Origin of the sequence: Pontibacter sp. E15-1, assembly GCF_022601975.1 — a bacterium.
GTDB lineage: Bacteria > Bacteroidota > Bacteroidia > Cytophagales > Hymenobacteraceae > Pontibacter.
The window spans coordinates 70658-84617 of the sequence record NZ_JAKVIR010000011.1 but is presented as its reverse complement, the minus strand read 5'-3'; the positions used below and the strand labels follow the sequence as shown (position 1 = coordinate 84617).

At 53.8% G+C, this 13960-nt stretch carries 8 protein-coding genes; 5 read left to right on the top strand and 3 right to left on the bottom strand.

The window, feature by feature from the left end:
• Positions 1–360 precede the first annotated feature (360 nt).
• Both MKJ04_RS09305 and MKJ04_RS09300 read left to right on the top strand, forming a co-directional pair.
• The gene (locus MKJ04_RS09305) at positions 361–1917 is read left to right on the top strand and encodes a GAF domain-containing protein (RefSeq protein WP_241641336.1); all 1557 of its coding nucleotides are present in this window, start codon (positions 361–363) and stop codon (positions 1915–1917) included.
• Between the two features lie 40 nt (positions 1918–1957).
• A complete protein-coding gene (locus tag MKJ04_RS09300; RefSeq protein ID WP_241641335.1) occupies positions 1958–6100 on the top strand; it encodes a chemotaxis protein CheB in 4143 nt (1380 codons plus the stop codon).
• A gap of 128 nt (positions 6101–6228) precedes the next feature.
• Here MKJ04_RS09300 and MKJ04_RS09295 read toward each other — a convergent pair whose 3' ends face one another.
• The gene (locus MKJ04_RS09295; protein ID WP_241641334.1) at positions 6229–6558 is read right to left on the bottom strand and encodes a hypothetical protein; all 330 of its coding nucleotides are present in this window, start codon (positions 6556–6558) and stop codon (positions 6229–6231) included.
• A 415-nt stretch (positions 6559–6973) separates the two neighbouring features.
• On the opposite strand from MKJ04_RS09295, the gene MKJ04_RS09290 reads away from it, so the two are divergent.
• The gene (locus MKJ04_RS09290) at positions 6974–9211 is read left to right on the top strand and encodes a PQQ-binding-like beta-propeller repeat protein (protein WP_241641333.1); all 2238 of its coding nucleotides are present in this window, start codon (positions 6974–6976) and stop codon (positions 9209–9211) included.
• Positions 9212–9531: 320 nt separating this feature from the next.
• Positions 9532–10890 (top strand): glycoside hydrolase family 140 protein, encoded by a 1359-nt coding sequence (locus tag MKJ04_RS09285; protein ID WP_241641332.1) that lies wholly within the window; start codon positions 9532–9534, stop codon positions 10888–10890.
• A 116-nt stretch (positions 10891–11006) separates the two neighbouring features.
• Here MKJ04_RS09285 and MKJ04_RS09280 read toward each other — a convergent pair whose 3' ends face one another.
• Positions 11007–11459: a phospholipase D-like domain-containing protein gene (locus tag MKJ04_RS09280; RefSeq protein ID WP_241641331.1), complete on the bottom strand. Its 453-nt coding sequence runs from the start codon at positions 11457–11459 to the stop codon at positions 11007–11009.
• A 617-nt stretch (positions 11460–12076) separates the two neighbouring features.
• Between MKJ04_RS09280 and MKJ04_RS09275 the strand changes: the two genes are divergently transcribed.
• Entirely contained in the window at positions 12077–12679 is a 603-nt protein-coding gene (locus MKJ04_RS09275) for a hypothetical protein (protein WP_241641330.1), read from the top strand.
• A gap of 27 nt (positions 12680–12706) precedes the next feature.
• Here MKJ04_RS09275 and MKJ04_RS09270 read toward each other — a convergent pair whose 3' ends face one another.
• Positions 12707–13843 carry a hypothetical protein gene (locus MKJ04_RS09270; RefSeq protein WP_241641329.1) on the bottom strand — a complete coding sequence of 379 codons (1137 nt, stop codon included), beginning with the start codon at positions 13841–13843 and terminating at the stop codon, positions 12707–12709.
• Positions 13844–13960 lie beyond the last annotated feature (117 nt).

The window sequence follows — 13960 nt, the reverse complement described above, 5'->3', positions numbered from 1 at the left end:
TGTTACTCCTTTCCATGCCTCGCACAGGCAATGCCGTGAAGCTGCCATCCGGGTTAATTTTTTATCGTCTGTTTGTAATATGAAATGCTTGAAACCATATGAATATCCCTTAAATTTGAATTGGGAGCACAAAAATTTGTAAAACCTTGGGCTGCCAGAATTGTTTGGTGATTTGTACGCAGCAAAAGCAATGTTTCGTGGATTTGATCCCGCTGTATGACAGGCTGTTGCATGAAACACCATGAAAGGCACATACAGACACTTTGGGCTAATTGACCAGCTTCTTGCAAGGGGATTTGTTGGTCAGTAGCACCCTATATCGAGAACATGCGCCGATGGGGCGTTTAAAACTGATTTCAGATGGAGAAAACTACGGCTACGGTTAACGTAACAATGGATAAGAACTACGATTCTGAGTTTTGCGGAAGCATTCCATTGCACCTCGTAAACCTTATTCAGCCGCATGGCGTGCTGCTTGTGCTTGACACGGTGGACCTGCGCATTATGCAAGCGAGTGAGAATGTGGTGCAGCACTTTTCTATGGAGATGGATTCTCTGCTTGAGAAGCCCCTGTCGCAGTTTTTGCCTGAAAACCAGTACAGCGATCTGAAAGCAAAGGTCGAGAGCCAGGGCTTTAAAGACAAAATCCCCTTCAGCCTGACGTTTTTACTGCAGGGGCAGCCAAAGCACTTCACGGCCCTGGTGCACCCTAAAGAAGCGTATGTGCTCGTTGAACTGGAGGAAAACGACCCCGATTCCACCGAGGCGTCCTTCATCGGGCTATACCAGCAAATCAAGTACGTGACGGGGCTGCTCAAGCAAGCCGGCACAACCCAGGAAGTGGCGGACATCGCGGCGACGGAAGTCAAGAAGCTGACGAGTTTCGACCGGGTGCTGCTCTACCAGTTCGACCCGCAGTGGAACGGCATCGTGATTGCCCAGGCCAAGGAGCCGGACATGGACGATTACATGGATTTGCGCTTCCCGGCCTCCGACGTGCCCAAGCAGGCCCGCGACCTGTACTTCAGCAACCCATACCGCCTGATCCCGACACGATCGTATGAACCGGTGCGCCTGATCCCGATCATTAACCCGATGACGCAGCGCTTCACCGACCTGTCTGACTGCAATCTGCGGAGTGTGGCCACCGTGCATCTGGAGTACCTGGCAAACCTCAACGTGATGGCCTCTATGTCGCTGCCGCTCATTATTGAGAACAAACTGTGGGGGCTTGTGTCGTGCCACAATAAAACGCCCATATGCCTGAACTACGAGCAGCGCTCTTCCCTCGAACTGCTCTCGGGCATCATCTCGGCGCAACTGGCTGGCAAGGAGCGCGAAAAGACTATCCTGCTCAGGGCCGGGTTGCACAGCATCCATGCCCAACTGCTCGAGCAGCTTTACCGGGGAGCCAGCTTCACGGACGGGCTGTTAAGCGGCTCTCCCAACATCCTGCAGTTGCTTGGCCTCACGGGGGCCGCTGTGCTGTACGACGGCAACGTATGGACGAGTGGCGAAACCCCTGACAAGGAGGAACTGAAGAAATTGGCGGGCTGGCTGCGCCGCAACAAGTCAGACAAGCTCATCGCCACCGACAGGCTTCCGCACCAATACGCGCAGAGCCAGGAGTATAAAGAACTGGCCAGTGGCCTGATTGCACTTGCTATTAACGCCGACCAGGGAGAATATATCCTGGGGTTCCGGCCGGAAGTGCTTCAGACAGTGAGTTGGGGAGGGAACCCGAACCAGGCGATCCAGATGGAAGCAGACGGAAAAAGCTACCACCCGCGCAATTCTTTTGCCACCTACCAGGAAACGGTGAAATTTACCTCCCTGCCCTGGGAGCCTGAAGTGCTGGACGCTGCTGAAGTGCTTCGAAGCGCTGTACTGGAAAAGATAATCAAGGAAAAATACTAGCTTTGGGAAAGGTGTGAGCCTGAAAAAAGCATTTCGCAGCATGGAAAAAAAGATGCAGACGCAGAAAAAGACGAGCCCTGTACGCCCCGCAGACCATTACCTGGTGGGTATAGGTGCCTCTGCAGGCGGCCTGGAGGCCATCCATACCCTATTCGACCATTTTCCAAACAACTCCAGTTTTTCCTTTGTCATCATTCAGCACCTGTCGCCAGACCATAAGAGCCTGATGGCGGAGCTGCTCACCAAGCACACGCGCATGCAGGTGCGGGAGGCGGAGGACAAGATGCACACCAGGCCCAACTGTGTGTATGTGCTGCCCAGCGGCAAGCAACTTACCCTTGAGCACGGACGGCTGCGGCTGGCCCACAAGGAGCGCAACCGTGAGCCGAACTTTGCCATCGACCTTTTCTTTGCCTCTCTGGCCAAAGACCGGGGCCAATGTGCCATCGGAGTCGTGCTCTCTGGCACTGGCACGGACGGGACTAAAGGTATAAAAGCGATAAAAGAGGCTGGAGGCATGGTGGTGGTTCAGGATCCTGGCACGGCCAAGTTCGACGGCATGCCGCGCAGCGCGATAGAAGCAGGCCATGCAGACTATGTCCTGTCACCGGAAAAGATGCCGGAGGAGATCATCAACTATACGAAGAAAGTGCCACTGGTACAGGCTGTGCATGAGCCAGGAAGCGAGGAATATGAGGATGAAACCCTAAAGGAGATTCTGGACCTTGTGTGCATCCATACCAAAACCGATTTTAGCGACTATAAAAAAGCCACCCTCAACCGCAGGATACAGAAACGGATGGGGCAACTCCGGATAAACGATCTGCCAAAGTATTATGAGTATTTGCAGCAGCACCCTGCCGAGGTAAAACAGCTCTGCCAGGAGTTTTTTATCAATGTGACCAAGTTCTTCCGCGACAAAGAGGCCTTTGACCTGTTTGAGCGCGAGGTGATCCCGAAAATCATAGCAGACAAAGCCCCAGACGAGCCCGTGAAGGTATGGGTAACCGCCTGCAGCACCGGCGAGGAAGTCTATTCCCTTGCCATGCTTTTCTGGGAGGCCTATAAAAGAATGGGGCGCGAGCCGCTTGTCAAGCTTTTTGCCACCGACATCGACCAGCGCGCCATCACGAAAGCCTCCAAGGCTGTGTTCCCGGCAACGATTGCCGCCGACATGACGAAAGAACGGTTTGAGCGTTTCTTTCGCCCGCAGGGCACAAGTTATGCCCTTACCGAAGAGATCCGGAAGATGGTGATCTTCGCGCAGCACGATCTGCAGAAAGACCCGCCCTTTAGCAAGATGGACCTGATCACGTGCCGCAACATGCTCATCTACCTGAACTCCAACCTGCAGAACAAGGTGCTCGGTCTGTTCCCGTATGCGCTGAACATGAAGGGGTACCTGATGCTGGGGCCTAGCGAGCACATCGGCGAATTGAAGGTGTACTTTACGGAGGAAGACAGAAAATGGAAGCTATACCGTAAGGACAAGGCAAGCTACGGCGTTAAGCAACAGTATGGTATCACTGATTATTCTCCCCCCATCGAACCAATACTAAAGACCGGCGGATTCAAAGCCCCGCAGATGACGCAGTACAACGAAGTGTTTATGGACACTGTTACCGAAGACTTCAAGGTAACGGGTTTGTATGTGGATGAGACCTTTCAGCTGCTGCATGGCATCGGCGAAATTAACCGCTACCTGAAATTCCCGGACAACCGGCTACACTTCAACCTCCTCAAAATGGTGAGCGAGGATTTGGCCGTGACATTGAGCGTGGGCATCCGGAAGGCACTGAAGCAAAACAAAAAGGTGGTGGTGCACAAGTCGCAGATTAGGGTAGGGACTAAGGTTAAGGCTGTGCAGGTGACTTTTAAGCCTATCTCCGAGGATGTGACGCATCCCCGCATTGTGCTGGTGCTGCTGCAGGAACTGGCCCCGGTCAACATCCCCCCTAAGCCGGTCGATCTGGATACGGTGTCCGACGCCGACTATTACCAACAACTGACGACTATTGAGTCGGAGTTGAAGGATGCGCGGGAAAGCCTGCAGCTGACGGTGCAGGACCTCAGTACCGCCAACGAGGAGCTCCAGTCAAGCAACGAGGAGCTCATGTCTTCAAACGAGGAACTACAAAGCTCCAACGAGGAGATGCAGTCGCTGAACGAGGAGCTGCACACCGTAAACTCAGAGCACCAACTCAAAATACGCGAACTGCAGGAGCTGAACGAAGATCTGGACAATTACATGCGCAGCTCGAACGTGGGGCAGCTGTTTGTGGATCATGAGCTGATTATCCGCAAGTTCACGCCGACGGTAAAGAGCATCATCAACATCATAGACGGCGATTTGGGGCGGCCTATCCATCACCTGTCGCACAACTTGAGGTATGCGCACCTGCAGGACACCATCCAGAAAGTGAACAATACCTCTGAGGAGGTAGAGCAGGAGGTGGAGACGATGGAGGGCCAGTATTTCCTGATGCGCATAATCCCTTACCTGAAGCACGACGGAAATAAGGACGGCGTTGTGGTGTCTTTTGTGAACATCACCACCCTGAAGTCGCTTAGCAATGTGGTGGAGGGGGTTGTCAACAGCTCGCTGAACAGTATCATGGCGCTGATGGCTGTCCGGAACGAGGAACATGAGGTGACTGACTTTAGGTGGATGCTGCTGAACCAGCAGGCAGAGGAGCTGATCGGGAAGACGCAGGAACAGCTGGTGGAAACGCTCGTGCAGCAGGAGACAGGCTTCCTGAGGCGAAGCGGCCTCTTCAAAAAGTTGGTGCAGGTGGTGGAGACGGGCCAACCCATGCACAAAGAGCAGCACATGAACATCAACGGGGAAAGTGCCTGGTATGAGATTTCGGCAGTGAAGATGGGCGACGGCGTGGCCGTGACGATGGCCAACATCAACGAAAAGAAGGACAACGAGGAAAAAACCCTGCTCGCTTACGAGGAGCTGAAGAAGGCAGAGGAAAACCTGATCAGGCTGAACAATGAACTGGAGCGCCGGGTGGCCGAACGCACACAGGCGCTGACCAGCAGTGAGGAGCGTTTCCGACTGGTGTCGATGGCAACCAATGACGTGGTGTGGGACTGGAATCTTGCCGACAACAGCGTATGGTGGAGCGACAGCCTGACGACTATTCTGGGGTATGAAATAAACGACATGGGGGGTGGCGTAGAGGGATGGTTCGCGCTCATACACCCCGACGACCGCGAAACCATTGTTAAAGGTATAAACCAGGCCATCAACTACGGTAAAGACCAGTGGTCTGGAGAATACCGGATTGCCCGCCGCGACGGTTCTTACGCTTTTGTGGCCAACAGGGCATACATCATGCACAATGAGTATAAGATTCCTTACCGTATGCTGGGCTCGTTCATCGACCTATCGGACCTGCGGGAGGCTCAGGAGAAACTGCAGAACACCAACGAGCACCTGATCCGGGTAAACTCCGACCTGGACACGTTTGTGTATACCGCTTCTCACGACCTGAAGGCCCCGGTGGCGAATATAGAGGGGTTGGTGCTATTATTGGAGGACCAGCTGAAAACGGCAGGGCCGCTGCCGGGCATGCCCACCGAACCCGTTTTTGGCATGGTGAAGAACGCCATCACCCGCTTCAAGAACGTTATCAAAGACCTGACAGACATCGCCAAAGTACAGCGCGACGTGGATGGCGACGCAAAATCCCTGGATTTAGAGGAAGTGCTGGAAGACGTAAAGCAGAATATTCAGGAGAACATCACCCTCAGCAAGGCACAATTGCATGTCGACCTGGACGAAGTGCGCTCTATCCGGTTCTCACGCAAGAACCTGTACAGCATCCTGTTCAACCTCATCAGCAACGCCATCAACTACCGCTCTCCGGACCGGCAACCGCAGATTTACATCAAAACGGCGCAGGAGGGAGACTATACCGTGCTATCGGTGCAGGACAATGGGCTGGGAATGAGTGAAGACAACCTGACCAAAATCTTCACGCTTTTCAAGCGGTTCCATACCCATGTGGATGGCACGGGCATGGGGCTCTACATTGTCAAGCGCATGATGGATAACGCTGGCGGCAGGATTGAGGTGGAAAGCGAGCAGGACCAAGGCACCACTTTCAGGCTCTATTTCAGCACGGAGAAGCATTCCAGTAAAAAGGCTGTGGCAGCAAAGGCTACTGATTGAGGTTGTCTAAACGGTTGACTTAAAGGAAAAGATAATTTATACATATGGCGCGTCCCTGCGAGAGCTTTTTTCTTGCAGGGACGCGCCATGTATGAGGTGTACCTGCGTCGGCTTTATGAATTAGGAAGCTACCAGGGTTCGTCTACATCGCCTTCTTTCCCGGCATGGTCGCCAAAACGGGTGCGGGGATGATACGGTTTGCCGCTACCTTCCAGGTGGGCCTTTATATCCATGTCCAGCTTCATCCTGTCGAGCTTCAAAAACTCCGCCCACAGTTCCTGATCACGCACCGACATGCGGTAGACAATATCCTGCAACTGAATTTGGTGCCCGCTTGTTGCGGCATTTGCCAGAAAAGGGTCCGACTGCAAAAGTTGATTGATCTGTTGCCGGAAATGCGCGTTCAGCAGCCGGTATTTTTCGTCATCCCAGGTGTTCTCGTCGTTGTTTTGCTGCATACTTTAAATTTTGATTCTGGAAAGGGAGATTAGAAAAACTGTCTTAAACAAAAGCAGTTCAGGGCACTGCATATTCATAAAAATCGCTATAAATAAAAAACGAGACCCCTCATTTCAGAGAGTTCTCGTTTTTTATTTGAAAAATAAATTTCAACTTTTAGCCATGTATATGTACGGGCCTTTTGTTTCAGAGTTTAGTAATATCTCAAAATAAGTGCAATTATTTTATTCCCCCTTTTACGCATCACTCGCCGCTGTACGCAGAATGCTGTATCACTACTGCCTGGTCTTCAGGGTATAGACGTATTTCATAAAATAATTTTCCTATATTTCAGGTATATTCCTTCTGGGTTAATGCCTATCCCTGGTTGCAGTTGGGGAAGATACGAAGGAAGAATAAATCCTTGATTTGCCCATGAGACGAAAACTAGGTATGCTGGCGGTATCCGTCGCCGGAGTGCTGGCCTTCGGTTGCACACGAAACACAAATACAAGTCAGCAGCAGGCGGAAGATCGGTACAGCGGCTGGCATACCTATGCCGGCAGCGTTGACGGCAACCGCTACTCCTCCAACACCAGCATCAACACCGCAAATGTGGCGCAACTGCAAGTGGCCTGGACCTATAGCACCCACGACAAAAACCCCGACAACCGATCGCAGCTGCAGTGCAACCCCATTGTGGTGAACGGCGTGCTCTATGGCACCTCGCCAAAGCTAAAGCTCTTCGCCCTGGACGCGGCTACCGGCAAGCAGCGGTGGCTCTTCGACCCTTACAAGGTGTCTGGCACAGATGAAGACGAAACCCCAGCCATGCACGTGAGCAGAGGCGTTGCTTATTGGCAAAGCGAGGACAGACAACAGCAGCGGATCTTGTACGCTGTTGGCCCCAGGCTCTATGCAATTGATGCCGGCACGGGTATACCTGCCAAGGGCTTTGGGCAGCACGGCTGGATTGACCTGCGCCAGCACCTGGACCTGGACTTTGACGCTTCAGACGCCTATGCCGTCGGGACGACACCGGGCGTAGTTTTCAAAGATTTATACATCACGGGGATGCGACTTTCGGAGGGGGCCGATGCGTTGCCGGGCCATATCCGGGCCTTTGATGTGCGCACCGGGGCACGTCGCTGGATTTTCCATACCATCCCGCACCCAGGCGAACCAGGCTACGATACCTGGGATAACCCTGAGAGCTGGCGCAGGATTGGCGGTGCCAACAGCTGGGCGGGTATGGCCCTGGACGAGCGGCGCGGCATCGTATACGTGCCCACAGGCACCGCCTCCCCGGATTTTTATGGGGGGGTGCGCAAAGGACAGAACCTGTATGCCAACAGCCTGATTGCCCTGGATGCGGCCACAGGGGGGTATAAATGGCACTTCCAGACGGTACACCACGACCTCTGGGACCGGGACCTGGCGGCCAATCCCAATCTGGTGACGATTCAGCGTGCGGGCAAGGCCGTGGATGCCGTGGCGCAGATCACAAAGCACGGGTATGTCTTCCTGTTCGACCGGACCAATGGCAAGCCCATTTTCCCGATCGTAGAAACACCGGTGCCCACAGCGGCTCTGCCGGGGGAGAAAGCCTGGCCTACGCAACCAATCCCTACCTTGCCGGAGCCTTTTGCCCGCCAGCACTTTGGCCCCGAGCTGGTGACGGACCTGACCCCGGAAAAGCACGCGGAGATGATGGCCCAGTATACCAAAGTGCAGGACCACGCGATGTTTACACCGCCTGGCAAGAACGGCTCCTGGATCTTTCCGGGGTTTGACGGGGGAGGCGAGTGGGGTGGGGCCGCGGTAGACGTGGCGACGGGCATACTGTACGTCAACAGTTCTGAGTTGCCCTGGTCCCTGACAATGGTGGATGTGCCGAAGGAGAATTCCGCAGCCGCTACCCAGCACCCGAACGGGCCGGTTGTCTATGCCAAACACTGCGCTTCCTGCCACGGCACTGCATTGCAGGGCAACGGAACGGCCTATCCTAGCCTGGTTAGCCTCGGGGAGAAGTACGGGGAGAAGGAAGTACGGGGCATCCTGGATAATGGAAGAAATATGATGCCCTCTTTCCGGTATATACCCGAGCGGGAGAAGCAGGCGTTGGTCAACTTTCTGCTACAACAGCCGGAAGACAAAGCGCCGGAACTGGCTGCCTCGGCAGCCAGCGCGAAGGAGCCCACCGGGGGCAAAAACCCGCGTCAGGACGTGATGGATGAGGTGCCCTACCGCATGACGGGCTATAACCGCTTCCTGGACAAAGACGGCTACCCTGGCATCAAACCGCCCTGGGGAACGCTCAACGCAGTGGATCTGAACTCCGGCAAACTGCTCTGGAAGGTGCCGCTTGGCGAGTATGAGGAACTGACCAGGCAAGGCATCCCACCCACCGGCACCGAAAACTACGGTGGTCCCTTGGTCACTCAAGGAGGACTGGTGTTTATCGCAGCCACCAAGGATCAGAAAATAAGGGCTTTCGACAAGCAGACCGGCAAGGTGCTGTGGGAGGCGAAGCTCCCGGCGGCGGGCTATGCCACCCCAGCCACCTACCAGCTGAACGGCAGGCAGTATGTGGTGATCGCGTGTGGAGGCGGCAAGATCGGAAGCCCTTCCGGCGACCAGTACGTGGCTTTTGCGCTACCAGCCGCTAAGTGAGATGGGTATAGCCTTGGGTGTTTTTCTTATGAATGGCTATATTATTAATTGTTGATTGTTAAATGGTTGAATTGTTATATGGCTGAATTGTTAAATTGTTGTTTCGTAAATAGTTGTACAGAGAAAGAGTGTAGCTGTACAGAGGATGAAAATTGTAGATAAGCCTTGTGTTCTCAACCAATAAACCATGCTACTATTTAACAATTTAACCATCCAACAATCAACAATCAACAATTAAATCAGACGCAATTCGCGAGCCCTGTTGTCCTGTATCATCAGCTGTAAGTATGATTCCTAAATATGTTAAACGCTGTTTATTGATGGTTTCAGTTTTGCTGACCTTGCCTGCCCCGGCGCAGCACCTGCGCGTGAGCGACAACCAGCGCTTTCTGGTGAAAGCAGATGGCACGCCTTTCTTTTACCTCGCCGACACGGCCTGGGAACTCTTCCATAGGCTGAATCGGGAAGAAGCTAACCTATACCTAGAGAACCGCGCAGCCAAAGGATTCACCGTTATTCAGGCAGTGGTGTTGGCTGAACTTGATGGCCTGCACACCCCAAACCCATACGGCGACGTGCCGCTCTTTCAGGACGACCCTACGCAGCCCAACGAGGCCTATTTCCGGCACGTGGACTATATTGTGAACAGGGCATCCGAAGTTGGCCTGACCATTGGCATGCTGCCCACCTGGGGCGACAAACTTTACCGGGATTCGTGGGGCGTGGGGCCGGAGATTTTTGACATAGCCAACGCCCGGGTATACGGCGAATACGTGGGGCGGCGCTATAAAGACAAACCGATCATCTGGATACTGGGCGGCGACCGCACGCCCCGCAACGAGCAGGACGTGGCCGTGTGGCGGTCCATGGCAGCGGGCATTGTGGCGGGCGCTGGCGACGGAAACCCGGACAAGGTGCTCATGACTTTTCACCCGCAGCCTAAATCCGGCGGCGGCTCCTCCACCTGGTTTCATCAGGATGGCTGGCTCGATTTTAATATGTTTCAGACTGGCCATTGCCGCAATGCGGACGTGTATGAGAAAATTTCGCACGATTATACCCTGACGCCTGTAAAACCGACCATGGACGGAGAGCCCATCTATGAGGCGCACCCCGTGTGCTTCAATGCCCGGGAGAATGGCTATTCCGATGCGGCAGATGTGCGGCGGGCCGCTTATCAGGATCTGTTTGCCGGGGCCTTTGGCCATACCTATGGCTGCCACAGCGTGTGGCAGATGTATGACCAGAACAGGGAGGGTATAAACGGACCGGTGCATACCTGGCAGGGAGCGCTTGACCTACCCGGCGCTTCGCAAATGACCTATGTGCGGGCACTAATGGAGTCGAGGCCGATGCTGGAGCGTGTGCCGGACCAAAGACTGGTGGAAGACGCTTACGCAGGGCTCGAGCGAATTCAGGCTACCCGCGGCCGCAGCTATGCCTTTATTTATACCACGCAGGGCAAGTCCATCCGTGTCCGGATGGGGTTGATTTCAGGTAAAACCGTCAGGGCCGCCTGGTATGATCCGCGTACCGGGGAGGCCTCCGTGGTCGGTGAATTCAGCAACAGCGGGCGCCGTACTTTTATACCTCCTTCCAACGGGCCCGGAAACGATTGGGTGCTGCTACTGGATGACGCTGGCAAAGGGTATAAGCTGCCCGAGAAAAGCGGAAACTAACGGTATTTCCACTTCCCGGCGTTCCACAGCGCATGTATAAATTCACTTCCAATTACGAAATTTATACATACGCCCCCTATCCTGGCGCACGGCAACCGTTAGTTTAGCGTGCGCACTTACGGGCGCTTAACCTTATACACGGCCATCTCTGCCCAAAGCTTCTCGAAGGTATGGAGGTAAGCACTTACGAGATCGGGTTGGTTGGTAACCAGCAGGTTCTCGTGGTTGTAATTTGCGGCGCTGCGCGTCCAGTTGTAGCTGCCAGTCAGCAACGCCTCCTGGTCGAATATGGCGAACTTGTGGTGCATGTGGTTGTGGGTCCGGTCTATGCGCACCGAAATGCCTTCGGCGGCCAGTTTACGGATGTCAGAGCCCAGGTCATACAGTTTTTTGTTATCGGTAAGCAGTTGCACCTGCACCCCCTTGTGGCAGGCGCGCAGCAAAGCCTCTGTGATGCGGTCATCGCTGATTGTGAACACGCAAATCTTGATAGAGCGCATGGTGGCCGTAATGTTATCCTGTATGGCCTGCAGGCAGTCGTTTCCGGGGCTAAAGTAAGCTTGATTCATGTAAAGTGGATTCTTAGAATACTGGTAAATAAGCGTGTAGCGCGGACAATGCTTTGCCGCGAACAGTCTAGGACAGTCTACGGAGGCATGGCCCATAAGATTAGTGTATGCAAGTTTCAGGGATAGAAGCCGCCTTTTCAGATAACGTGACCTCGGGAATAGCTGTAGGTTCACCTGTTTTCAAATAGGTTTTTCTGTTATGGAGAAGTACAGTTAGATCAGGGCAAAATGATTCCCAGTTTTTCCGAGAGGCACCTTGTAGATTTCTGGTGCCACGTCAGTGGCAGCCGTTAGGCAGGAAATGTACACAGTGCCGAGCGGAAAAACGCGCCCCAGCGGGCGTGGAGCGCAAAGCAAGCTATGAAAGCAAGGCTGTTCAAGTTTTGAAATAACCGCGATATCCCCGAGCTCATGTTCAGACACCACAGCTTGTAGCAGAATTTTTCGGAAAACACGGAAGAGCAATTCAGGGGATGCATCGCATCATGCGCCTGCGCCATGCTTTCCGGCATTTGATACCATAAGAAATAGAGGGCTTCATCAAAAAGACACTTTCGCCGTAAAAGGTAGCAACATTCTCATGCACACACATTTGTACACACTTCAGCCATTATTCCATGATAAAGATTCTTGCCATTGCCTCACTTTCCATATTTGCCTTCAGCGCGCAGGCGCAAACAACCGTTCCATCGGCCGAGGCTCAGGTGCGGGGTGCCGTGTTGGCGGCTCCCGCCGATAAGCGCGAGGCCGCAACCGTGTATGGGTATACTGCCAAAGGCGAACTGGTGGAGCTGCGGAAAGGGACGAATGAGCTGATTTGCCTGGCAGACGATCCGGCGCAGAAAGGCTTTTCGGTGTCTTGCTACCACCGCGACCTGGAGCCGTTTATGGCCCGGGGCCGCGCGCTCAGGAAATCGGGAAAATCATCGAAGGAAATATTCGACATGCGGGAGCAGGAAGTGAAAAGCGGAAAACTGACGATGCCCGTGCAACCCTCTACACTGTTTGTGTATACGGCACAGGATGAGGCTGTAGACCAGGCAACAGGCGAGGCAAAAGACGGGTATCTGCGGTATGTGGTATACATCCCCTACGCTACTTCCGAAAGCACCGGCCTGCCCCTAAAACCCGAAGCACCCGCCATGCCCTGGATCATGTTTCCCGGCACCCACGGCGCGCACATCATGATCAATCCCCCGATGAAGAAAGACACTCCCTGAGTATGGAGGGTGGTTGATTCGTTCTCTTTAAGAGAGGTACTTGACGACCGAGGTATACGTGACCTTCCGGACAGTCTGCATGGTTTTGCCGTTCAGTAATTCCACGCGTCCTGCGTCGCGGAGGCGCTCGTAGGCCACCAGGTAATTGTCTGGGGTATAGGGCGTGTTGGGGCTGTGTAACTCGTACACTTTCTCCACTGCCTTAAACTTGAAGCGGGATGCCCCGCAGGCCAGGTCGCTTGCCAACAACTCCAGAGAAAAGGCGGGGCGATGTGAAAACAGCGCTAGTTGCGGGTCATGCCCGTGGTTAGCGGCCAGCAAGGGCACGCCATCCTGCTGATAATCAGTGTAGGGAAGTATGAGATGCTTGAAACAGGTATACCGTGCCGACTGGGGAGAGGCAAAAATCAGGTATTGGCTCACGACACCAGTACCGGGCTTATATATTGGAAAGAAAAGCGGATTGAGTCCTTTTTCGAGGAGAAGGCTTTCGAGGTGCTGCGCCATAAACTGCGCACGCCGGGCATTGTCTTTCTCCCTGCCGCAGTACGCCTTGATGCGTCGCATCCGCTCACCGAAGAAAGCGGCAAGCGCCTTGCCCGTTTTTTTACCGCCAAGTGCCTTCCGTATTCCGTCCGGGGTAAAATGCAGCAACATTTCCGTTTGCCGCGCAGTGTCTCCTGACTGCAGCAGCATCTTCTGCGCATAGCCTGAACGGAAGGGATCCATGTAGATGAAAGCCGCCTCTTGTGCTGCCAAAGCCGCTTCCAGCAAATCCCGGTTTTCCCTGGAGTGCAACAGGATAGGAGGCTCGGAAAGTAGCTCGTACGCATTCGTTTCTGCCAGTTGCGCCTGTAGGTTTTCCAGCGGTTGTTTCATTGGGTAGCCCAGATAGAACCTGACAGACTGCTGCAGCCGCGGCGTTTTCACAGTATTGCGAAAGAGTGCCAGCCAGTTGCATGGTATAGGGTCGTTAAGCGCGTCGGTATGATACCCTTCCGCCGCATTGAGATCGATAAAATGAAGCGGCACGTTTGCGTCAGGAGGGTATAAGGCAAGATGGCTGCTGCTCCATACCCCCAGGCATTTCCCGAGCAGTTCCCATTTTACCTCTGCAACGCTGCGCTCCTCCTGAAAGTAATGCTTCGGTCCTGTCTCTGGCATAGTGGTAAAATGGAATTCATTTCTGACGCGCGGCCTCTGTTGATATCATTTTAGGAGAGGACAACATGCTACTGAAATGCTAAATTAGTTAGTAAATAAAAAAATTGCACTAACATC

Bases quoted from the DNA above. Each gene is read 5' to 3' on its own strand.
- MKJ04_RS09305 (WP_241641336.1), top strand. From the start codon at position 361: ATGGAGAAAACTACGGCTACGGTTAACGTAACAATGGATAAGAACTAC.
- MKJ04_RS09300 (WP_241641335.1), top strand. From the start codon at position 1,958: ATGGAAAAAAAGATGCAGACGCAGAAAAAGACGAGCCCTGTACGCCCC.
- MKJ04_RS09295 (WP_241641334.1), bottom strand. From the start codon at position 6,558: ATGCAGCAAAACAACGACGAGAACACCTGGGATGACGAAAAATACCGG.
- MKJ04_RS09290 (WP_241641333.1), top strand. From the start codon at position 6,974: ATGAGACGAAAACTAGGTATGCTGGCGGTATCCGTCGCCGGAGTGCTG.
- MKJ04_RS09285 (WP_241641332.1), top strand. From the start codon at position 9,532: ATGGTTTCAGTTTTGCTGACCTTGCCTGCCCCGGCGCAGCACCTGCGC.
- MKJ04_RS09280 (WP_241641331.1), bottom strand. From the start codon at position 11,459: ATGAATCAAGCTTACTTTAGCCCCGGAAACGACTGCCTGCAGGCCATA.
- MKJ04_RS09275 (WP_241641330.1), top strand. From the start codon at position 12,077: ATGATAAAGATTCTTGCCATTGCCTCACTTTCCATATTTGCCTTCAGC.
- MKJ04_RS09270 (WP_241641329.1), bottom strand. From the start codon at position 13,843: ATGCCAGAGACAGGACCGAAGCATTACTTTCAGGAGGAGCGCAGCGTT.